Annotated in this window: 19 protein-coding genes and 1 riboswitch; of the genes, 15 read left to right on the top strand and 4 right to left on the bottom strand. The window is 72.8% G+C overall.

Going from position 1 to position 21,280, the window contains the following annotated elements; all coding sequences use genetic code 11:
• The first annotated feature begins 21 nt into the window (after positions 1–21).
• The gene (gene trpD / locus ACIQOE_RS01965) at positions 22–1,086 is read left to right on the top strand and encodes an anthranilate phosphoribosyltransferase (protein ID WP_351325266.1); all 1,065 of its coding nucleotides are present in this window, start codon (positions 22–24) and stop codon (positions 1,084–1,086) included.
• Between the two features lie 101 nt (positions 1,087–1,187).
• Positions 1,188–1,304: riboswitch (SAM riboswitch) on the top strand.
• A 136-nt stretch (positions 1,305–1,440) separates the two neighbouring features.
• Complete coding sequence (locus tag ACIQOE_RS01960; protein WP_351325264.1) at positions 1,441–2,802, top strand: aminotransferase class V-fold PLP-dependent enzyme; 1,362 nt, start codon at positions 1,441–1,443, stop codon at positions 2,800–2,802.
• Positions 2,803–3,120: 318 nt separating this feature from the next.
• On the opposite strand, the gene ACIQOE_RS01955 is transcribed toward ACIQOE_RS01960, so the two are convergent.
• Both ACIQOE_RS01955 and ACIQOE_RS01950 read right to left on the bottom strand, forming a co-directional pair.
• Entirely contained in the window at positions 3,121–3,402 is a 282-nt protein-coding gene (locus ACIQOE_RS01955) for an Lrp/AsnC family transcriptional regulator (RefSeq protein WP_024882613.1), read from the bottom strand.
• A complete protein-coding gene (locus ACIQOE_RS01950; protein WP_351325262.1) occupies positions 3,399–4,142 on the bottom strand; it encodes a rhomboid family intramembrane serine protease in 744 nt (247 codons plus the stop codon). Before ACIQOE_RS01950 ends, ACIQOE_RS01955 begins: the two co-directional genes overlap by 4 nt.
• Positions 4,143–4,294: 152 nt before the next feature.
• Here ACIQOE_RS01950 and ACIQOE_RS01945 point away from each other — a divergent pair, with 152 nt between their 5' ends.
• From ACIQOE_RS01945 to ACIQOE_RS01925, 5 genes are all read left to right on the top strand, one after another.
• Complete coding sequence (locus ACIQOE_RS01945; protein WP_009309707.1) at positions 4,295–4,534, top strand: hypothetical protein; 240 nt, start codon at positions 4,295–4,297, stop codon at positions 4,532–4,534.
• A 40-nt stretch (positions 4,535–4,574) separates the two neighbouring features.
• Complete coding sequence (locus ACIQOE_RS01940) at positions 4,575–5,918, top strand: NYN domain-containing protein (protein ID WP_401409001.1); 1,344 nt, start codon at positions 4,575–4,577, stop codon at positions 5,916–5,918.
• A gap of 210 nt (positions 5,919–6,128) precedes the next feature.
• Positions 6,129–7,163 carry an NlpC/P60 family protein gene (locus ACIQOE_RS01935; RefSeq protein WP_351325259.1) on the top strand — a complete coding sequence of 345 codons (1,035 nt, stop codon included), beginning with the start codon at positions 6,129–6,131 and terminating at the stop codon, positions 7,161–7,163.
• A gap of 262 nt (positions 7,164–7,425) precedes the next feature.
• Positions 7,426–8,442 (top strand): NlpC/P60 family protein, encoded by a 1,017-nt coding sequence (locus ACIQOE_RS01930; protein WP_351325257.1) that lies wholly within the window; start codon positions 7,426–7,428, stop codon positions 8,440–8,442.
• Positions 8,443–8,472: 30 nt separating this feature from the next.
• A complete protein-coding gene (locus tag ACIQOE_RS01925; RefSeq protein ID WP_365569960.1) occupies positions 8,473–9,669 on the top strand; it encodes a hypothetical protein in 1,197 nt (398 codons plus the stop codon).
• Positions 9,670–9,681: 12 nt separating this feature from the next.
• On the opposite strand, the gene ACIQOE_RS01920 is transcribed toward ACIQOE_RS01925, so the two are convergent.
• Positions 9,682–10,935, bottom strand: coding sequence for a glycosyltransferase 87 family protein (locus ACIQOE_RS01920; protein WP_401408996.1), 1,254 nt, complete (start codon positions 10,933–10,935; stop codon positions 9,682–9,684).
• A gap of 110 nt (positions 10,936–11,045) precedes the next feature.
• Between ACIQOE_RS01920 and ACIQOE_RS01915 the strand changes: the two genes are divergently transcribed.
• Both ACIQOE_RS01915 and ACIQOE_RS01910 read left to right on the top strand, forming a co-directional pair.
• Positions 11,046–12,188, top strand: a complete 1,143-nt coding sequence (locus ACIQOE_RS01915; protein ID WP_351325251.1) for a glycosyltransferase family 4 protein — start codon at positions 11,046–11,048, stop codon at positions 12,186–12,188.
• A 76-nt stretch (positions 12,189–12,264) separates the two neighbouring features.
• Positions 12,265–13,899, top strand: coding sequence for a GMC oxidoreductase (locus ACIQOE_RS01910; protein WP_365555204.1), 1,635 nt, complete (start codon positions 12,265–12,267; stop codon positions 13,897–13,899).
• Positions 13,900–13,903: 4 nt separating this feature from the next.
• Here ACIQOE_RS01910 and ACIQOE_RS01905 read toward each other — a convergent pair whose 3' ends face one another.
• Positions 13,904–15,700, bottom strand: coding sequence for an AMP-dependent synthetase/ligase (locus ACIQOE_RS01905; RefSeq protein WP_365555206.1), 1,797 nt, complete (start codon positions 15,698–15,700; stop codon positions 13,904–13,906).
• A 317-nt stretch (positions 15,701–16,017) separates the two neighbouring features.
• On the opposite strand from ACIQOE_RS01905, the gene ACIQOE_RS01900 reads away from it, so the two are divergent.
• The 6 genes from ACIQOE_RS01900 to ACIQOE_RS01875 all read left to right on the top strand — a co-directional run bounded on the left by ACIQOE_RS01900 (position 16,018) and on the right by ACIQOE_RS01875 (position 21,251).
• The gene (locus ACIQOE_RS01900) at positions 16,018–16,815 is read left to right on the top strand and encodes a metallophosphoesterase (RefSeq protein WP_351325246.1); all 798 of its coding nucleotides are present in this window, start codon (positions 16,018–16,020) and stop codon (positions 16,813–16,815) included.
• Between the two features lie 134 nt (positions 16,816–16,949).
• A complete protein-coding gene (locus tag ACIQOE_RS01895; RefSeq protein ID WP_351325245.1) occupies positions 16,950–17,390 on the top strand; it encodes an SRPBCC family protein in 441 nt (146 codons plus the stop codon).
• Between the two features lie 280 nt (positions 17,391–17,670).
• Entirely contained in the window at positions 17,671–18,825 is a 1,155-nt protein-coding gene (locus ACIQOE_RS01890) for an ArsA family ATPase (protein ID WP_401408990.1), read from the top strand.
• A gap of 63 nt (positions 18,826–18,888) precedes the next feature.
• The gene (locus ACIQOE_RS01885; protein WP_351325242.1) at positions 18,889–19,350 is read left to right on the top strand and encodes a DUF5304 domain-containing protein; all 462 of its coding nucleotides are present in this window, start codon (positions 18,889–18,891) and stop codon (positions 19,348–19,350) included.
• An 80-nt stretch (positions 19,351–19,430) separates the two neighbouring features.
• Complete coding sequence (locus ACIQOE_RS01880) at positions 19,431–20,384, top strand: ROK family glucokinase (RefSeq protein ID WP_351325240.1); 954 nt, start codon at positions 19,431–19,433, stop codon at positions 20,382–20,384.
• Positions 20,385–20,504: 120 nt separating this feature from the next.
• Positions 20,505–21,251 (top strand): endonuclease/exonuclease/phosphatase family protein, encoded by a 747-nt coding sequence (locus tag ACIQOE_RS01875; protein ID WP_365555211.1) that lies wholly within the window; start codon positions 20,505–20,507, stop codon positions 21,249–21,251.
• Positions 21,252–21,280: the final 29 nt, after the last annotated feature.

The raw sequence follows: 21,280 nt of genomic DNA, 5'->3' as shown, positions 1-21,280 counted from the left end.
ACGACGATCAGGAGCGGCTTCATGAGCGCTGTGACCCCCGCTGGAGGCGACACCGCGGCGGGCCGTTCCTGGCCCGAGGTGCTGAACGCGCTGCTCTACGGCCAGGACCAGAGCGCGGACGCGACGGCCTGGGCGATGGACCAGATCATGCGCGGCCAGGCGACCGACGCCCAGATCGCCGGCTTCGTCGTCGCCCTGCGCGCCAAGGGCGAGACCGTCGACGAGATCAACGGCCTGGTCCGCACGATGTACGCGCACGCCAACGTCATCGAGGTGCCGGGACGCACGGTCGACATCGTCGGCACCGGCGGCGACGGCGCCAAGACGGTGAACATCTCCACGATGTCGGCGCTGGTGGTGGCCGGCACCGGGGCGAAGGTCGTCAAGCACGGCAACCGGGCCGCGTCCTCCGCGTCCGGCGCCTCGGACGTGCTGGAGAAGCTCGGCGTCAACCTCGACCTGACCCCGCGGCGGGTCGCCGAGGTCGCCGAGGAGGCCGGCATCACCTTCTGCTTCGCGGTCAAGTTCCACCCGGCGCTGCGGTACGCCGGCGCGGCCCGCGGCCAGCTGGGCATCCGCACGGTCTTCAACATCCTCGGCCCGCTGACCAACCCCGCGCAGGTGCGGGCCCAGGCGGTCGGCGTCGCGGACCCGCGCATGGCGCCGGTCGTCGCGGGCGTCTTCGCCGAACGCGGCAACTCCTCGCTGGTCTTCCGCGGCGACGACGGCCTCGACGAGCTGACGACCACCGCCACCTCCCGGGTCTGGATCGTCCGCGACGGCACCGTCACCGAGGAGAGCTTCGACCCGAGGGACGTCGGCATCGGCCTGGTCCCGGTCGAGGCGCTGCGGGGCGGCGACCCGTCGTACAACGCGGAGGTCGCCCGCCGGCTCCTGGACGGCGAGTCGGGCCCGGTCCGCGACGCGGTCCTGCTGAACTCGGCCGCGGCGCTGGTCGCCCTGGACCCGGGCACCGGGACGCTGGCCGGGCAGATCCGCGCCGGCATGGACAGGGCCGCGGAGTCGGTCGACTCGGGTGCGGCCAAGCGGGTGCTGGAGCGCTGGGCGGCGGCGACCCACCGGTAGCACCCGGCCGGCCGGAGACCACACGCCGGCGCCGCCGCTTCCGTCCCGTCATCCGGACAGAAGTTGCGCGCCGGCGATCATCTCCTCTACTTTTCCCTTCAGGTCATGAGTGACAGTCAAGAGGCCCCGGCCGACTGTCCGGCAACCCTCCGTCCGTGGCGGGGTGCCCCGGGTGAAGACCAGGCCGTGGGCAGCGAGGTCCGCGGCAAGCGCGGATCCCTCTGACACCAGGGATCCTGGTCATCGAGGGAGTCTCCCGTGAGCAAGCGAATGCGCTAGGGCGCCGAGCCCCCCTTCCGCGCACCTTCCCGCACCCCTTTTCGCCTTCTTCTTTCCTCTCACGGGAGTTCCGCCATGTCCGTCTCCACCGCTGTCTCCGCCCAGTCGGTTTGTGCCCCGCTGCCCGTTCTGGGGCGTGATGTCACCGTCCCGCTCGTCACCGGCGGCGAAGTCGCCTACGCCGCCCTCGACTACGCGGCCAGCGCCCCCGCGCTCCAGCGGGTCTGGGACGACGTGGCCGCGTACGCGCCCTACTACGGCAGCGTCCACCGCGGCGCCGGCTACCTCTCCCAGCTCTCCACGGACCTCTTCGAGAACGCCCGCAGGACCGTCGCGGAGTTCCTCGGCTGCCGCCCCGACGACCAGCTGGTCTTCACCCGTTCGACCACGGACTCCCTGAACCTCCTGGCCCGCGCCCTGCCCGCCGGCTGCCAGGTCTTCGTCTTCGAGACCGAGCACCACGCGAGCCTGCTGCCCTGGCAGGACGCCCGGGTCAGCTACCTCGACGCCCCGCGCACCCCGGGCCAGGCCGTCCGGACCCTGGAGCGCGCCCTCGCCGAGCGTGACCCGCACGGCCCGGCCCTGGTCTGCGTCACCGGCGCCTCGAACGTCACCGGTGAGCTGTGGCCGGTACGGGAGCTGGCGGCCGTCGCGCACGCGCACGGGGCCAGGATCGTGCTGGACGCGGCCCAGCTGGCGCCGCACCACCCGGTGAGCGTCCGCGACCTGGACGTCGACTGGATCGCCTTCTCCGGCCACAAGCTGTACGCGCCGTTCGGCTCCGGCGTCCTGGCCGGCCGCGCCGACTGGCTGCGGGCGGCCGAGCCGTACCTCGCGGGCGGCGGCGCCAGCCGCAGGGTGACCCGGCGCGAGGACGGGGGAGTGGCCGTGGAGTGGCACGACAGCGCCGCCCGTCACGAGGCGGGCTCCCCGAACGTCATCGGGGCCTATGCGATCGCCGCGGCCTGCAAGGCGCTCACCGAGGCGGGCTTCGAGACGCTGGTGGCCCGCGAGCGGCACCTGATCGCCAAGGTCCGCGAGGGCCTCGCCGAGGTCCCCGAGGTCCGCGTCCTGTCCCTCTTCGGCGACGACGCCCCGCGCGTGGGCGTGCTCTCCTTCGTCGTCGAGGGCTGGAACAGCTCCCACTTCGCCGCGGCCCTCTCCGCCGAGTACGGCATCGGCGTCCGCGACGGCCTCTTCTGCGCCCACCCGCTGGTGCGGACCCTGCTGGGCTCCGACCCCGGAACCCAGGGCGAGTGCGGGGCGCCGGAGGCGGCGCCGGGCGAGAAGTCCCTGAACGCGATCCGGGTCAGCTTCGGCGCGGGCACGCCCGACGAGCACGTGGAGCGCTTCGTCACGGCGGTCCGTGAACTGGTCGCCGACGGCGCGAAGTGGTCGTACCGCACAGAGGACGGCCGCTGCGTCCCGGCGGTCTGATCAGCGCCCCCTCGGGGGCGCGGGGAACTGCGCGACAAGCCCCCACCGGCCCGCAGGGTGGTCCACCGCGGGTGTGCCGTGGCCTCTCGCGCGCTTCCTCCCCCAGCCTTCGGCCGGGGGCGCCCCCAGCGCCCTGACGGGGCCTAGGACCTGTCTGACAATTCCCGTCTGCCGCGCGACGCCATGCACGCACTCTCGCCGCACCGGGCGCAGACCCGAGTACGTCCAGTACGAGGGTCTGCGCCCGGCACGCCGAGAGCACGCACCTGACGCCGCGCGGCCGCCCTCCGGGCGACGACGGGAATTGTCAGACAGGCCCTAGCTGTCCAGGCCGATCGCGAACGCGGCCTCCAGGTCGTGCTGGGAGTACGTGCGGAACGCCACGTGCGTGTCCGTGCCCTCCACGCCCTGGATCTTGCTGATCCGGCCCGGGATCACCTCGGCCAGGTCCTCGTGCTCGCGCACCCGGACCATGGCGATCAGGTCGTACGTACCGGTGACGGAGAAGACCTCGCTGACGCTGTCCAGCGCGGCGATCTGTTCCGCGATCTCGGGGATCCGGTCCACGCTGGTCTTGATGAGGACGATCGCGGTGATCACGGCTGGTTCTCTCCCTCGGGAGCCGGAGCTGGGGCGGCCTTCACTTTAGTCGCACGCCCGTACCGCACCCACGCGTAGCCGAGGCCGAGCCCGAAGCCGACCACGTGGGCGAGATAGGCCACGCCGGGACCGGAGGGCGCCTGGTTCAGGGCGAGCCACTGCAGGGCCGCCCAGAAGGGGAGCACCACCCAGGCCGGGAACCGCAGCGGGAGGAAGAAGAGGAACGGCAGAAGACTGGTCACACGGGCGCTGGGGAACAGGTAGAGGAACGCTCCGAGGACTCCTGAGATCGCTCCGGACGCCCCGACCAGCGACTGCTGGGACGAGGCGTTGGCGGCGGCGTAGCCGAGCAGCGCGAGGTAGCCGCAGACGAGGTAGAAGAGGGTGAACTCCACGCGGCCCATCCGCTCCTCGGTCATCGTCCCGAAGACGAAGAGGAAGAGCATGTTGCCCAGGAGGTGCACCCAGCTGCCGTGGATGAACAGCGCCGTGGCCGGGGTCAGCAGCTCCCGTGCCGGGCCGTCGAACAGGTCGGCCGGGACCACTCCCCAGCGCCGGAAGTACGCGCGCTGGGCGGCCGCCAGGGCGTCCCCGGTGCCGTAGGAGTGGTTGAAGCCGGACGCCGGGCCGAGCAGGAAGATCAGGCAGCACACGGCGATCAGGGTGTACGTCATGGGGGCCGAGGTGCCCCTCAGGCTCCGCAGGGTCCGCACGGCCGTCGGGTTCCAGTTGCCGATCATGGACATAGAGCATGGCGTAACCGGACGCACTGGTGCAGATCGCCTCGCCGCCACGGACGGGGCCGCGTCGAGTACGCGCCAGGCCGTAGGGTAACGAGCCACACGCGTCGGGACGGCGCGTCACGGACACTAGAAGGAAGCGAACAGTCACGATGACGGTTCCCCTGCCGACCGCCACGACGCGGTGGCGCTGCACCCTCTGCGGCAACCTCACGCGCTTCGACGTGACCCGCTCGTCGAAGGTCGTGGAGTACGTCCACCTCGACCTGGCCGGTGAGCCCAAGGTCGAGGAACGCGAGGTGGTCAGTGAGACCATCGAGTCGGTGCGCTGCCGCTGGTGCAACGCGGTGGACCAGGTGGAACTCGTGGACAGGCCGGGCGCCGACTCCTGAGACCGGGAGGCGGCCCCGCACAGGTGATGGGGTGTGACGGATGGTGGAGACCACAGGCGGAGGGCCGGGCGACGGCACCGCCGAGGTGCTTGACCGTCCGCTGCCCGACGGCGTGCGACGGCGGGTCGTGCAGATCGTGTCGGACGGCTTCGGCGGTCTGACCGTCGCCGAACTCCCCGCCCAGCTACGGCAGTACGCCCGGTTCGCGCCGAACCGGCGGGCCAAGTTCGCCGGCAACGCCATGGCGACCGCGCTGGAGACGGACACCCTCTTCCGGCAGCGGATCGGGGAGAAGCTGAGAGAGGCGCAGCCGGAACTCGCCGGCGCCCTCGACGCCGGCTCACCGCCCCCGGCCGCGGACCCGCTCGACGTGGCGGCCGCGGCCTACGTACTGCGCCCCACGGGCTGGGTGAAGCTGGTGGCGGCGGCCGGCGAGGAGGCCCAGCGGGCCGACGCCGAGCGGGCCGACGAGGAGAGCCGCGCCGAGCTGGAGCGGCTGCGCGCGGAGCTGGACCGGGCCCGGGAGCAGACCCGTGCCGAGACCGAGCGGCTGCGCGCGGAGCTGGACGCGGCGCGCAAGGAAGCGGAATCGCTTCACCGCAAGCTGCGCGCGGCCCACAGCGACGTCAAGCGCGGCGAGGCCGCGCTGCGCAAGCTGCACGCGGAGCTGGAGTCGGTGCGCGCCGACGGGCAGGCCCAGGTGTCCGCTGCCGAGAGCGAGGGCCGGCGCCTCAAGGCCCGGCTCGGCGAGGTCGAGGCGGCCCTGGAGGCCAGCCGCAGGGCCGCCCGCGAGGGACGCAGCGTCGAGGACATGCGGGTGCGGCTGCTGCTCGACACGGTCCTGGACGCGGCCCAGGGGCTGCGCCGCGAACTCGCCCTGCCGCCGGTGTCCGTGCGGCCCGCCGAGACGGTGGACGCGGTCGAACCGGGACGGATGACCCCGAAGGACATCGCGGCCCGGGCGCTCTCCGAGAACGACCCGGCCATCCTCGACCAGCTGCTCGCGCTGCCGCAGGCGCACCTGGTCGTGGACGGCTACAACGTGACCAAGACCGGCTATCCGCAGATGCCGCTGGAGAAGCAGCGGCTGCGGCTGCTCGGCCAGCTCTCCCAGCTCGCCGCGCAGACCGGCGCCGAGGTCACCTGTGTCTTCGACGGCGCCGAACTGGCCGCGCCGGTGCTGCTCGCCCCGCCGCGCGGGGTCCGGGTGCTGTTCTCCAAGCCCGGTGTCACCGCGGACGAGCTGATCCGCCAGCTGGTCCGCGCCGAGCCGCCGGGGCGGCCGGTGATCGTCGCCTCGACCGACCGCGAGGTCGCCGACGGGGTCGCGAAGGCGGGTGCCCGTCCGGTGGCTTCTGCGATGCTTCTGAAGCGACTGTCCTGAACATTCAACGGACATATGCAATGCCCGAATTGACCGAACAGTGACGCAACGTAGTGTCAATCGAGCATCACGGCACGTGAGTTATGTGCAAAGAGTGCGTTGCGTGACCAGTTTTTTCGCTGTTGGGTTTGAACTGATCACGGGGAGGTCACTAGGGTCAGGCCTCGAACCTCCACACGGGTGATCACTCAAACGAAGGAGCCCGTCTCCGTGGCGTCCCATCGTCGACCCAGGCAGCCCAGTCGCGCGCGCGTGACCGTGCTGACCACCGCAGCCGCCGCTGCCGTCGTTCTCAGCGCCAATGCCGCCAACGCGGCACCCAGCGAGAAGCTGAACAAGGACGAGGTCAAGGCAAAGGTCGACAAGCTCTACGAGGAGGCCGAGCAGGCCACCGAGAAGCTGGACGGAGCCAAGGACAAGCAGCAGAAGCTGCAGAAGGAGATCTCCACGATCCAGGACAACGTGGCTCGTGGGCAGGAGGACCTCAACAAGCTGCGGGACAGTCTCGGTTCGCTGGCCACCGCGCAGTACCGCTCCGGCGGCATAGACCCCTCGGTCCAGCTCTTCCTCTCGTCCGACCCGGACGACTACCTCGACAAGGCGTCCACGCTCGACCAGCTGAGCGGCCAGCAGGTCGAGGCCCTGAAGAAGATCCAGGACAAACAGCGCGAACTCGCCCAGGAGCGGGCAGAGGCCACGGACAAGCTCAAGGACCTCTCCGCCACCCGCACCGAGCTGGCCAAGCAGAAGAGCGCCGTCCAGTCCAAGCTCGCCGACGCGCAGAAGCTCCTGAACACCCTGACGGCCAAGGAGAAGGCCGCCCTCGACGCCGAGCAGGCCCAGGCCGCCAGCCGCGCCTCCTCCCGCGTGAACCTCGGCAACACCGGCTCCGCCTCCGGCCGCGCCGGCGCCGCCTTCTCCGCCGCCCAGTCCGTGATCGGCTCGCCGTACGTCTACGGCGCCTCCGGACCGTCCTCCTTCGACTGCTCGGGCCTGACCTCCTGGGCCTACGCCCAGGCCGGCGTCACCATCCCGCGCACCTCCGAGGCCCAGGCCAACGCCGGCACCCGGATCTACAGCCAGAGCGACCTCAAGGTCGGCGACCTGGTCATCTTCTACGGCGACTTCCACCACGTCGGCCTCTACGCGGGCAACGGCCAGGTGCTGCACGCCCCGCACACCGGCGCGGTGGTGCGCTACGAGGCGATCGGCGACATGACGTTCGAGTTCGGCGTCCGGATCTGACCCCCGAGGGTCACGGCGACACCCGTACGGCCCAGAGACGACCCGCCGCAGCGCCCGAACGGGCGAATCCCGGCGACCCCGGATGACTTCACGCCCCGCCGTTGACCTGCGTCAGCGGCGGGGCGTCACCGTGCGTGGCGGCCGGGGTCTTTGGCCGGGGTGCGGTCGCACGGCTACTGTCTGGCGCGTTTCCTCCGGTGCGGGGCATCCCCGTCCCCGACACCGGGGGAAGCGGTACCCGTCCGCCGGCAGAAGGACCACCGTGGGGTTTCACCGCCGTCTCGCACCGTCCGGGTTCAACCGTGGCGCCGGTGCCGCCCTGTGCGCGCTGTCCGCCGCGGCGGCCGCGCTCGGCGCCGTCCCCGCGCACGCGGCCCCGAAGGGACCCACCCGCGCCGAGGTGGACCGGCTGTACCAGCAGGCCGAGGAGGCCACCGAGGCCTACAACAAGGCCGACGAGCGGGCCGGGGTGCTGCGCCGCGAGGTGAACGACTCCCAGGACCGCATCGCCCGCCGGCAGCAGAGCGTCAACACCCTGCGGGAGGCGCTCGGTTCGCTGGCCGGCGCCCAGTACCGCTCCGGCGGCATCGACCCCACCGTCGCCCTGCTGTTCTCCGACGACCCGCAGGAGTACCTCGACCGGGCGTCCCTGATCGACCGCATCGACGTCCGCCAGGCCGGACAGCTCAAGGAGCTGCGCTCGGCGATGCGCGAACTCGCCCAGGAGCGCGACGAGGCGGCCGGGCGCCTCGCCGAGCTGGAGCGCAGCCGGACCGCGGTCGCCTCCCACAAGGCCGCCGTGGAGAGGAAGCTCGCCGAGGCCCGGCGGCTGCTCGGCGCGCTGCCCGCGGCCGACCGCGCCGACTTCGCGCGCGCCTCCCGGGGCGACGCCCGCGCCGACCTGCCCCTCCTCTCCGGCGCCACCGCCCCCGACGCCCGGGCCGCCGCCGCGGTGGCCGCCGCCCGCGCCGCCCTGGGCAGGCCGTACGTGTGGGGCGCCAACGGCCCCTCCGGCTTCGACTGCTCGGGCCTCATGCAGTGGTCGTACGCGCAGGCGGGCATCCACCTGCCGCGCACCTCGCAGGAGCAGCGCGGCGCCGGCCGCCAGGTCCCGCTCTCCCAGGCGCAACCCGGTGACCTGGTCGTCTACCGCTCCGACGCCAGCCATGTGGGGATGTACGTCGGCAACGGACAGGTCATCCACGCCCCCTACCCGGGCGCACCGGTGCGCTACGACCCGGTCGGGATGATGCCCATCTCCTCCGTCACCCGGCCCTGACTTCCGGGCCCGGGCCCGTACGATCGGAAAGTGGCTGGTGGCAGACGGGCGTGGCGCGCGGCAGCGGCGGGGCTGTGCCTGCTGCTCCTGCCGCTGACGGGATGCGGCGGCGGGCAGGCGGCGACCGGGTCGGCGATGGCGGAGGTGCAGCAGGTCCTGGACCGGCGCGCGGCCGCCGTCCTCGGCCATGACGAGCGGGCCTACGCCGAGACCGGGACCCGGGCCTCCTACGCGGACCTGCGGGCGGTACCCCTCGCGGAGTGGAGCTACCGGCTGACCGCGCTCCACCCGGACGGCGCCGAGGCCACCGCCGAGGCCCGGCTCAGCTACCGCGTCCGGGGCTACGACCAGGCCCCGGTCACCACCGACCGGGCCCTGACCCTCAGCCGCACCGCGGACGGCCGGTGGTACGTCGCCGCCGACAAGCCCGCCCCGAAGGCCGGACAGCAGCTCTGGGACCAGGGCACCGTCACGGCCGTCGAGGGCACCCACAGCCTGGTGCTCGGCGTCGGCCAGTCCGCGGACACGCTGCGGGACTACGCCGGGCTCGCCGACACCGCGGTACCCGCGGTCTCCAGGGCCTGGGGCACGCAGTGGACCCGGCGGGTGGTGCTGGAGGTGCCCGCCTCGCTGGACGGCATGGCGGGCCTGCTCGGCGCCCCGGCCTCCAACTACCGCGGCATCGCCGCCGTCACCACCGGTGAGGCGGGAGGCTCCGGCCGCGGTCCGGCGGACCGGGTCATCCTGAACCCCGAGGCGTACGCCGTCCTCGGCCCGCTCGGCAAGCAGGTCGTGCTCACCCACGAGACGACCCACGTCGCCACCCGCGCCCACACCTCGCCCGCCACCCCGCTGTGGCTCTCCGAGGGGTACGCGGACTGGATCGGCTATCTCGGCACCGGCCGCACCCCCACCGAGACCGCACCGGAACTGGCCCGCGCCGTCACCGACGGCGACCTGCCCGAGGACCTGCCGGCGGACCAGGACTTCGGCTTCACCGACGACCCCACCCGGCTGGCCGAGGCCTACGAGGGCGGCTGGCTGGCCTGCCGGATGATCGCCGCGCACTGGGGCCGGGACCGGCTCGACGCCTTCTACCGCGCCGTCGGCGCCCACCGGGGCCGCACCGGCGCCGTCGAGGACGCGCTGCGCACGGAACTCGCCACCACCCTGCCGGACTTCACCGCCCGCTGGCGCGCCTACCTGAGCGACCAGCTCGGCGGCTGACGCGGACCGCGCTCACGAGCGGACCGGGGCCCTCGCCGGACGGGCGGCCGGGGCGGGCGGCGCGGCGGCCGGGTCCGCGGCCGCCGTGGAGCGCCACAGCCGCCGGGCCGCCGTGACCGCCGCCGCGAGCAGCAGGCCGTTGCGCAGGAACAGCAGCGTGATGCCGTACCAGTCGCTCACCACGACGTGCGAGAAGCCGACCGGGAACTCCAGGACCGTCACGAAGGCGGCCAGGAGGACCAGGAGCGCCGGCGGCGTCATCCGCCCGGCCCGGAAGCAGAGGCAGACGGCGGCCAGGCCCACCAGCCACACCAGGTACTGCGGACTGATCACCCGGCTGGTGACGGTGAACATCAGGACGGCCGTGAACGCGGCGTCCGCGAGCGTGTGGGACCGGAAGCGGGCCGCGCGCAGCCGCCACAGCAGCAGCCAGCCGAAGGCGCCCGCGCTCAGCAGCAGGGCCGCCGCGCTCACCGCCTTCACCTGCGGGCCGAGGAACTCGATCGAGCCGTAGTTCAGCAGCACCTCGCCGTGCCAGCCGTGGTGCCGGGCGACATGGAGGACCAGCGCGCCCAGCGACTCCACCTCCGTGCCGCGGTCCCGCTGGAAGGTCAGGAACGCGAACGCGCCCGGCATGGTCACCGCGAACAGCGCCCCGACCACGCCCGCCGTGACCGCCGCCGACACCCAGGCCCGCCGTCCCGGAGTGCCGCCCCGGACGGAGGCGCCCACCAGGAGCAGCGCGGGCCACACCTTGACCATCGCGCCGAGCCCCGCCAGCGCCCCGGCCAGCCGCGGACGCCGGGCCCCGGCGAGCAGGGCGGCCACGGCGACGGCGGTGACCATCAGGTCGTAGCGGGCGTAGACGGTCGGGCCGAGCAGCGGTACGCCCGCCACCCAGACCCAGGCGCCGCGCAGGGTCCGGCCGGGCCGCAGGCCGGTGCGCAGGAGCAGGGCCAGCACCGCGGCGTCGGCCAGCAGGACCAGCACGAAGAAGGCGGTGGAGTAGTCCAGGAAGGGCAGCAGCCCGGGGGAGAGGACCGCCAGGGCGGCCGCGGGCGGGTACTGCCAGGTGACGTCGTCCAGGGGAAACGTTCCGTGCCGCAGGACCTCGTACCACCCCTGGTAGATCACCGACACGTCGGACGTGACGTCGGCGCCCGGGAACACGAACACCTTCAGCACGAACAGCAGCAGCGTCAGCCGGGTCGCGGCCCACACGGCCGACGGCAACGCCAGGGCACCCCTCGCGCCGGTCCTGTCCATCCGAGCCCCTGTCCTCCGCCGTGCCTGGAACGCGCCACATGATCTCCCGGCGGCCTGTGCGGGGGCCATGAGGCACGGCCGGACACGCGGGGCGGGTAAGGTCGGCCGCGATGCACAGGACCCTCATCGTGACGAACGACTTCCCGCCCCGGCCCGGCGGCATCCAGGCCTTCCTGCACAACATGGCCCTGCGGCTGGACCCGGAGCGGCTGGTGGTCTACGCGTCCACCTGGAAGCGGGGCCGGGAGGGTGTCGAGGCCACCGCCGCCTTCGACGCGGAACAGCCCTTCACCGTCGTACGGGACCGTACGACGATGCTGCTGCCCACGCCGGGGGCGACCCGGACGGCGGTGCGGCTGCTCCGGGAGCACGGGTGCACCTCCGTGTGGTTCGGGGCGGCGGCGCCGCTCGGCCTGATGGCACCGGCGCTGCGCGCCGCGGGCGCCCGGCGGCTGGTCGCCACCACCCACGGCCACGAGGCCGGCTGGGCCCAGCTGCCCGCCGCCCGTCAGCTGCTCGGGAGGATCGGCGAGACGACCGACACGATCACCTACCTCGGCGAGTACACGCGCTCGCGGATCGCCACCGCGCTCCGTCCGGCCGCGGCCGCCCGGATGGTCCAGCTGCCGCCCGGCGTGGACGAGAAGACCTTCCACCCGGGGTCCGGAGGTGCCGAGGTGCGGGCGCGGCTCGGGCTGACCGACCGGCCGGTGGTCGTCTGCGTGTCGCGGCTGGTGCCGCGCAAGGGGCAGGACACGCTGATCCTCGCGCTGCCGCTGATCCTGGCCGCCGAGCCGGACGCGGTGCTGCTGATCGTGGGCGGCGGCCCGTACGAGAAGGAACTGCGGCGGCTGGCCAGGGAGACGGGCGTCGAGGCGTCGGTGCGGTTCACCGGCGCCGTGCCGTGGGCCGAGCTGCCCGCGCACTACGGCGCAGGCGACGTCTTCGCGATGCCCTGCCGGACCCGGCGCGGCGGCCTGGACGTGGAAGGGCTCGGCATCGTCTACCTGGAGGCCTCGGCGACCGGACTGCCGGTGGTGGCCGGCGACTCGGGCGGCGCGCCGGACGCGGTGCTCGACGGGGAGACCGGCTGGGTGGTGCGGGGCGGCTCCCCCGAGGAGACCGCCGAGCGCGTCGTGGCGCTCCTGGGCGATCCCGAACTGCGGCGGCGGATGGGGGAGCGCGGGCGGCGGTGGGTCGAGGAGAAGTGGCGGTGGGACCTCCTCGCGGAGCGCCTGAAGGAACTGCTCTAGAGATACGCGCCCGCCGGTTGTCACCAACTCGGCCGCAGGTCTAGGCGGAACCGGAAAATCCGCCCATGCTGCGCGCATGACAGCAAAACTGATGCAGCGTCAGCTGACGAGACGTCATATCCTGGGCATGATCGCCCTCCAGACCGCCGCCGCGGCCGGTCTCACCCGCGTCCAGCTCCGGTCCGCGCAGGCCGCCGAGGAGGCGCCCGCCGTCGACAACGCGCCCGCGATCGTGGTCGGTTCCGGCTACGGCGGGGCCGTGGCCGCACTCCGGCTCGGCCAGGCCGGGGTGCGGACCCTGATGATCGAGATGGGGCAGCTGTGGAACACGGCCGGCTCCGACGGCAAGGTCTTCTGCTCCACCGCCGCCCCGGACAAGCGGTCCATGTGGTTCAAGACCCGCACCGAGGCCCCGCTGGCCAGCTTCCTGTGGCTGGACGTCGTCAACAAGGACATCACCCCCTACCCCGGAGTCCTCGACCGGGTGCACTACGACAACATGTCCGTCTACGTCGGGCGCGGCGTCGGCGGGGGCTCGCTGGTCAACGGAGGGATGGCGGTCACCCCGCTCCAGTCGTACTTCGCCGAGCAGTTCCCGACCGTGGACGTGAACGCGATGTACGGCACGTACTACCCGCGCGCCCGCGCCATGCTCGGCGTCAACACCGTCGACCCCGCCTGGTTCGAGTCGACGGAGTGGTACCGGTTCACCCGGACCTCCAGGAAGGCCGCCGCCAACGCCGGTCTCAGGACCACCTTCGTGCCCAACGTCTACGACTTCGGGTACATGCAGCAGGAGGCCGCCGGCACCGCCGCGAAGTCCGCGCTCGCGCAGGAGGTCATCTACGGCAACAACCACGGCAAGAAGAGCCTCGACAAGACCTACCTCGCCGCCGCCCTCGGCACCGGCAACCTCACCCTCCACACCCTGGAGAAGGTGCGGACCATCAGCCGCGCGGCCGACGGGAGCTGGCTGCTCGGCGTCGACCGGATCGACGCGACCGGAGCCGTCGTCGAGACCAAGCAGTACAGCTGCGCCTACCTGTTCCTCGGCGGCGGGAGCCTCGGCACCAGCGAACTCCTCGTACGCGCCCGGGACACCGGGGCCCTGCCCGCGCTCGACCCCGGTGTCGGCGCCGGGTGGAGCACCAACGGCAACACGATGGTCGGACGGGCCAACCACATCTGGGACACCACCGGCGCCAACCAGGCGACCATGCCGGTGATGGGCATCGACGACTGGGCCAACACATCCAACCCGGTCTTCGCGGAGATCGCCCCGCTGCCCATCGGCTTCGAGACCTGGGTGAGCCTGTACCTGGCGATCACCAAGAACCCGCAACGGGCGTCCTTCACCTACGACGCGGCGAGCGACGGCGTGAAACTCGGCTGGACCGCGGCCCAGAGCGCGGTCTCGGTCGCCATGGCCAAGAAGCTCTTCGACCGGATCAACCTGGCCAACGCCACGATCTACCGGTACGACCTGTTCGGGTCGGGCAGCAAGGTGTTCGCGGACGACTTCTGCTACCACCCGCTGGGCGGCTGCGTGCTGGGCCGGGCGACCGACGACTGGGGCCGGGTGAAGGGCTATCCCAGGCTGTACGTCACGGACGGCTCACTGGTGCCCGGGAACATCGGCGTGAACCCGTTCGTGACCATCACCGCGCTCGCCGAGCGGACGATGGACCGGGTCCTCGCCGAGGACATGTGAGCCCCTACTTCGCGTAGATGGCCTCGATCTCGTCCGCGTAGTCCTTCGCCACCACGTTGCGCTTGAGCTTCAGGGACGGCGTCAGGTGGCCCGACTCCTCCGAGAACTGGGAGGACAGAATGCGGAACTTCCGCACCGATTCCGCCTTCGACACCGCGGCGTTGCCGTCGTCGACCGCGTCCTGGATCGCCGCGACCAGGTCCGGGTCGTCACGCAGCGACGCCGCGGTGGAACCCGCCGGCTTGCCGTGGTCGGCCGCCCAGCGGCCGAGGAACTCGTCGTCGACGGTGACCAGCGCGCCCACGAACGGCCGCCCGTCGCCCACCACCATGCACTCCGCGACCAGCGCGTGCGCGCGGATGCGGTCCTCGATCACGGCCGGAGCGACGTTCTTGCCGCCCGCGGTGACGATGATCTCCTTCTTGCGGCCGGTGATCCTGAGGTAGCCGTCCTCGTCCAGGGTGCCGATGTCGCCGGTGTGGAACCAGCCGTCGGCGAGCGCCTCGGCGGTGGCGCCGGGGTTGTTCCAGTACTCCTTGAACAGGTGCTCGCCGTGCAGCAGCACCTCGCCGTCGTCCGCGATGCGGACCACCGAGCCGGGCAGCGGCTGCCCGACCGTGCCGATCTTCTGCCGGTCCCAGGGGTTGAACGCGGTCGCGGCACAGGACTCGGTCAGGCCGTAGCCCTCCAGGACCGTGAAGCCGATGCCGCGGAAGAAGTGGCCGAGGCGCTCGCCGAGCGGGGCGCCGCCGGAGATGGCGTACTCGCCCCGGCCGCCGAGCACCGCGCGCAGCTTGCTGTAGACGAGCTTGTCGAAGGTCCGGTGCTTGATCCGCAGGCCCAGCGACGCGCCCGACGGCGTGTCCAGCGCCTTGCTGTACGCGATCGCGGTGTCCGCGGCCTTGTCGAAGATCTTGCCCTTGCCGTCCGCCTGCGCCTTGGCGCGCGCCGAGTTGTAGACCTTCTCGAAGACCCGCGGGACGCCGAGGACCAGCGTCGGCCGGAAGGAGGCCAGTTCGTCGGTGAGGTTCTTGATGTCCGGGACGCAGCCCAGCTTGATCGGCGCCATCATCGGGGCGATCTGCACGAGCCGCCCGAAGACGTGGGCGAGCGGGAGGAAGAGCAGGACGCTGCACTCGCCGGTGCGGAACAGCGGGCGCAGCCGCTCCACGATGTTGCCGCACTCGGCGAAGAAGTTGCGGTGCGTCAGGACGCAGCCCTTGGGACGGCCCGTCGTCCCCGAGGTGTAGACGATGGTCGCCGGGTCGTCGGCCTTCGCCTGCGAGCTGCGTTCCTCGACGGTCGCGTCCGTGACGCCCTGGCCGAGCCTGCCCAGCTCCTCCAGGCCGCCGGCCTCGATCTGCCACACCTGCTTGAGGGCCGGCAGCGTCTCGCGCACCGACTCGACGGCGGCCGCGTGGCTGTCGAGTTCGACGACGCACGCGGTCGCGCCGGAGTCGCTGAGGATCCACTGCACCTGCTCGGGCGAGCTGGTCTCGTAGACCGGCACGGTGACCGCGCCGGCGCACCAGATCGCGAAGTCGAGGAGCGTCCACTCGTAGCGGGTGCGGGACATCAGGCCGACCCGGTCGCCCGGCTGCACGCCGGAGGCGATGAGTCCCTTGGCGGCCGCGTGCACCTCCGTCAGGAAGGCGGTCGCGGTCACGTCCTGCCAGACACCCCCGACCTTGCGGGCCATGACGGCGACATCCGGGTGCTGCGCGGCGTTTCTGCGGACGATGTCGGTCAGATTGCCGTCCGCGGGGACCTCGTACAAAGCCGGAAGGCTGAACTCGCGCAAGACTGCTGCTCCTCATAGGGCGCCGGCGCCACGACGTTGTGCGATGCGACGGTGCGGTCCAAGGCTCGGGCAGGTGCTCAGGGCTTCGCCACGGGCCACATGATCCGTTGGTTGAATTCCTGAGCACGACTGGACTGCCCGGACGTTACCCGCCGGTATGGCTTCTAGGACAGGGGGTCCCGGCGAGATGTTCGGTGCGTCACACAGATTGGGTGTTCCTTCGCGTACGGTAGTCCACCGCTTTAGTGACTGACCAGTAACCGCAGGTCCGGCCACTGCCTGTTCACGTTTGCCGCACAGGCCTACGCTTGATCACCATGGCAGCCACACCCTCAGGCAACCGCAGGACCCGCGTCCACGTGGTCAGCGACGTGCACGGCAACACCCGTGACCTGGCCCGGGCCGGCGACGGCGCCGACGCCCTGATCTGCCTCGGCGACCTCGTCCTCTTCCTCGACTACGCCGACCACTCGCGCGGCATCTTCCCCGACCTGTTCGGCGTCGAGAACGCCGACCGCCTCGTCGAACTGCGCACCGCCCGCCGCTTCGAGGAGGCACGGGAACTGGGCGCCCGGCTGTGGGGCGGCATCGGCATGGACCGGGCGACCGCCATCGAGAAGGCGGTCCGCAAGCAGTACGCCGAGATGTTCGCGGCCTTCCCCACCCCGACGTACGCCACCTACGGCAACGTCGACATCCCCCCGCTGTGGCCGGAGTACGCCGGAGCGGGCACCACCGTCCTGGACGGGCAGAGGGTGGAGATCGGCGGCCGTGTCTTCGGCTTCGTGGGCGGCGGACTGCGCACGCCGATGCGCACCCCCTACGAGATCTCCGACGAGGAGTACGCGGCCAAGATCGAGGCGCTCGGCGAGGTCGACGTGCTGTGCACGCACATCCCGCCGGAGGTGCCGGAGCTGGTGTACGACACGGTGGCGCGCCGTTTCGAACGGGGCAGCCGGGCCCTGCTCGACGCCATCCGGCGCACCAGGCCGCGTTATTCGCTCTTCGGACATGTCCACCAGCCGCTGGTGAAGCGGATGCGGATCGGAGCCACCGAGTGCGTGAACGTCGGACACTTCGCCGGCACCGGCCGCCCCTGGGCGCTGGAATGGTGACGGCGGCCCCGGACCGGGGGTGAAGTCGCCTGGTCGGCGCGCGGTAGCCTTCACGCTGCACACGCGTGCGCACGCCCGCGCACGGAGACCCCTTGTACCGGTCTCACCGGCCCGCATCTGGAGGAGCCACGGCGATGGCGGAACACACCAGCTCGAGCATCACGATCGAGGCGGCCCCGGCCGACGTCATGGCGGTGATCGCCGACTTCGCCCGCTACCCGGACTGGACCGGTGAGGTGAAGGAGGCCGAGGTGCTCAAGACCGACGCGCGCGGCCGCGCCGAGCAGGTCCGCCTCGTCATGGACGCGGGTGCGATCAAGGACGACCAGACCCTCGGCTACACCTGGACCGGGGACAACGAGGTGGCCTGGACGCTGGTGAAGTCCCAGATGCTGCGCTCGCTGGACGGCTCCTACCTGCTGAAGCCGGCCGGCGCCGGGGCGACCGAGGTCACCTACTCGCTGACCGTGGACGTGAAGATCCCGATGCTGGGGATGATCAAGCGCAAGGCGGAGAAGGTCATCATCGACCGGGCGCTGGCGGGACTGAAGAAGCGGGTCGAGTCGGGCGCGTAACCCTCGGCCGGGCCTCCGGCCGGGCAGCGCGCCCGGCTTTCCGGCCGCGCGTTCCGGCCTTTCGGCCGCCGGTGGGCGAAAGGCCGGGCGGTTCGGCTCCGGTTCGGCAGCGGCTGCCCGCGCGGTTCCCCGCACCTCTCGACGGGCGCCGCGCTCGCGCCGCCCTCCTGCCCGCGGACGGGCGCGGGCGGCACACGGCCGCCTCCGGTGAGCGTCCCCGCCCCCGGCCCCGGCTCCCGGCACCGTCGAGCGGGCCCCGCTTCCGTTACGGTTCACCCCCATGCGCACCATCCTGATCACCGGACCCGGCGGCAGCGGCCGTACCACCGTCGCCGCGGCCACCGCCCTGCGCGCCGCGGCCGAGGGCGTTTCGACCCTCGTCCTCGGCGCCGACCGCACCGACACCCTCGGCGCCGCCCTGGGCACGGCGACAGGACCCGCGCCGACCCGTGTCACCGCCGCCCTCACCGCCTGGCGCCCGGACGCGGGCGCCCGCTTCCGGGAGGACCTCACCGCCTTCCAGACCCGCGCCGCGGGCGTCCTCGACCTGCTGGGCGCCGCCCGCCTGGACGCCGAGGAACTCACTCCGCTGCCCGGCGCCGAGGAACTCTCCCTGCTGCGCGCCCTGCGCGACGCGACCCTCTCCGAGCGGTACGAGCTGCTCGTCGTGGACCTCCCGGCCGCCCCGCGCGCCCTGGACCTGCTCGCCCTCCCCGAGGAACTGCGCCGCTACCTGCGCCGGCTGCTGCCGCCCGAACGGCAGGCGGCCCGCGCCCTGCGCCCCGTCCTCGGCCGGCTGGCCGGCGTGCCCATGCCCGCCGACTGGCTCTACGAGACGGCCGCCCGCTGGGACGTCGAGCTGGCCGCCGTGGAGGCCGTCCTCGCCGACCGCGACACCGCCGTACGCCTGGTCGCCGAGCCCGGCCCGGCCGGCGCCGACGCCGTCCGCGACACCCGCCTCGGCCTCGCCCTGCGCGGCCTGCGCACCGAGACCCTGATCGCCAACCGCGTCCTGCCCGACGACCTCCCGCTGCACGGCCTGGCCGCCCAGCAGCGCAAGGCCCTCGCGGACTGGACGCAGGCCTTCGACGTCACCGCCGTGCCGCACCTCGGGCACGACCCGCGCGGCGCCGAGGACCTCGCCGCGCTCGCCGTGCCCGGCGTCAACACCGCGCCCGCACCGGTCGAGTGGCCCGTCACCGACCACATCGAGGAGGACGGCGTCCTGGTCTGGCGCATCCCGCTGCCCGGCGCGATACGGGACGGCCTGGACCTCGTGCGGCGCGGCGACGAACTCGTCATCACCGTCGGCGGCTTCCGCCGGATCGTCGCGCTGCCGTCCGCCCTGCGCCGCTGCACCGTCGCCGGGGCCGCGCTGCGCGAGGGCGAGCTGCGGCTGCGCTTCGCCCCGGACCCGGATCTGTGGCCGCGCTGACGATGAATCCGGTACGCCCGTTCGGGTAACGTCGTAGGGACGAACCGTAGGCAGGAGTCCGTCATGAGCGAAGAGCGCCCCACGAACGACGCCTCCGAGGCCGCGGACGACGCACGGGTCTCCGACGCCGACGCCTGGGCCACGGCCTGTGCCGAGGACCTGGAGGCGGAGAAGGCCCGCCGCCGCACCCAGTACGGGCCGCCCGCCGGGTCGGCCGCCGAGGAACTGCGCAAACTCGTCGACGCCGTCGCCGACAAGCTGTCCGGCATCCAGAGCCCGCTCCTCGGAGCGGTCGCCGGGCCCGCCGCCCAGCAGGTGGTCCGGCAGGTCGTGCAGCAGGCGAAGAACGCCGTCGAGCCCGTCATAGAGCGCAACCCCGACGTCTTCGACCACCTGGCCGCGGCCGGCAGCGAGCTGCTCGCCGCCTACCGCTCCGCGGTCCAGGCCCAGGAGACCCGCTGGACCGCCGGCGACCACGACAAAGGCGACGACCCCGGCCCCGGCGAACGCATCGACCTCGACTGACAGCCCCCTGAAGGCCCTGCCGTCGGGTTGGCCTCGGGTACGGTTGGCCGTAGCGGGGTTCGACCGAAACTGAGGGATTCATGGGACTCACCATCGGCGTCGACATCGGCGGCACGAAGATCGCGGCCGGCGTGGTCGATGAGGAAGGCAACATCCTCTCGACCCACAAGGTGCCGACCCCGGGCACGCCCGAGGGCATCGTGGACGCCATTGCTTCCGCCGTAGAGGGTGCGCGCGCCGGACACGAGATCGTCGGCGTGGGCATCGGCGCCGCCGGCTACGTGAACCGGCAGCGCTCCACGGTCTACTTCGCGCCGAACATCGACTGGCGCCAGGAGCCGTTGAAGGAGAAGGTCGAGGCCCGCGTCGGCCTCCCCGTGGTCGTGGAGAACGACGCCAACGCGGCGGCCTGGGGCGAGTACAGGTTCGGCGCCGGCAAGGGCCACCGCAACGTCATCTGCATCACCCTCGGCACCGGCCTCGGCGGCGGCATCATCATCGGCAACAAGCTGCGCCGCGGCCACTTCGGCGTCGCCGCCGAGTTCGGCCACATCCGCATGGTCCCGGACGGGCTGCTGTGCGGCTGCGGTTCGCAGGGCTGCTGGGAGCAGTACGCCTCCGGCCGCGCCCTCGTCCGCTACGCCAAGCAGCGGGCCAACGCCACCCCGGAGGCGGCCGAGCTGCTGCTCGCGCTCGGCGACGGCAGCCCCGACGGCATCGAGGGCAAGCACATCTCCATGGCCGCCCGCCAGGGCGACCCGGTCGCCGTCGACTCCTACCGCGAGCTGGCCCGCTGGGCCGGCGCCGGTCTCGCCGACCTGGCCTCCCTCTTCGACCCGTCCGCCTTCATCGTCGGCGGCGGCCTCTCCGACGAGGGCGAACTGGTCCTGGACCCGATCCGCAAGTCCTACAAGCGCTGGCTGGTGGGCGGCAACTGGCGTCCGGTGGCCGAGGTGATCGCCGCCCAGCTGGGCAACGAGGCGGGCCTGGTGGGCGCCGCGGACCTGGCCCGGGAGCCCGACCCGATCATGTAGTGCCCCGGGGGTGCGAGGAACGGCGCGGCCGGCCACGACGGTTTGGCGGCCGCGCACGGACCTCGCGCCCCACACCCCCGGCGGACGCACGGCCCCGCCACCCGGCGTACATTGATCCACATGGCGCCGCTCCCCAACTCCCACACCGAGCCCGACGGTTCCGCCGTCATCCGCGTCCTCAGCTACAACGTCCGCTCGCTGCGGGACGACACCGAGGCCCTGGCCCGCGTCATCCGGGCCTGCGCCCCGGACCTGGTCCTGGTGCAGGAGGCCCCCCGCTTCTTCCGCTGGCGCAAGAAGCTCGCGCGCCTGGCCGCCGCCTGCGACCTGGTGATCCTCACCGGCGGGGGGACCGCGGCCGGTCCCGCCGTCCTCTGCGATCTCCGCGCCACCGTGGAACGCACCGAGGACGTGCTGCTGCCCCTCACGCCCGGCCTGCACCGCCGCGGCCTCGCCACCGCCGTCGTCCGGTTCGGCGGTGCCCGCCTCGGCGTCACCAGCTTCCACCTCAGCCTCCAGCAGGAGGAGCGCTACGAGCAGGGCGGCATGCTCCTCGACCGGATCGCGGGCATGGGTGTGGAGCACGCCGTCGCCGGCGGCGACCTGAACGACCGCCCCGACGGCCGGACCTTCCGCCGCCTGGCCGACGCCTTCCAGGACTGCCGGGCCACCGCGCCCTGGGGCGGCGAGTTCACGTCCGGGTCCGCCGACCCGCACCAGCGCATCGACGCGATCTTCGCGACCAAGGGCATCGAGGTGCTCGGCTGCGGGGTGCCGCAGGACCTGCCGGGCGTGACCGGCGCCGACCTCGCCGGGGCGACGGACCACCTGCCGGTCCTGGCCGTGCTCCGGGTGCCCGCGGCCTGAACCCGCCGAGGGCACCGCACGCCCGCCGG

Source organism: Streptomyces sp. NPDC091282 (genome assembly GCF_044757385.1).
Taxonomy (GTDB): Bacteria; Actinomycetota; Actinomycetes; order Streptomycetales; family Streptomycetaceae; genus Streptomyces; species Streptomyces gramineus.
This window is presented reverse-complemented; position numbering and strand designations above follow the sequence as displayed.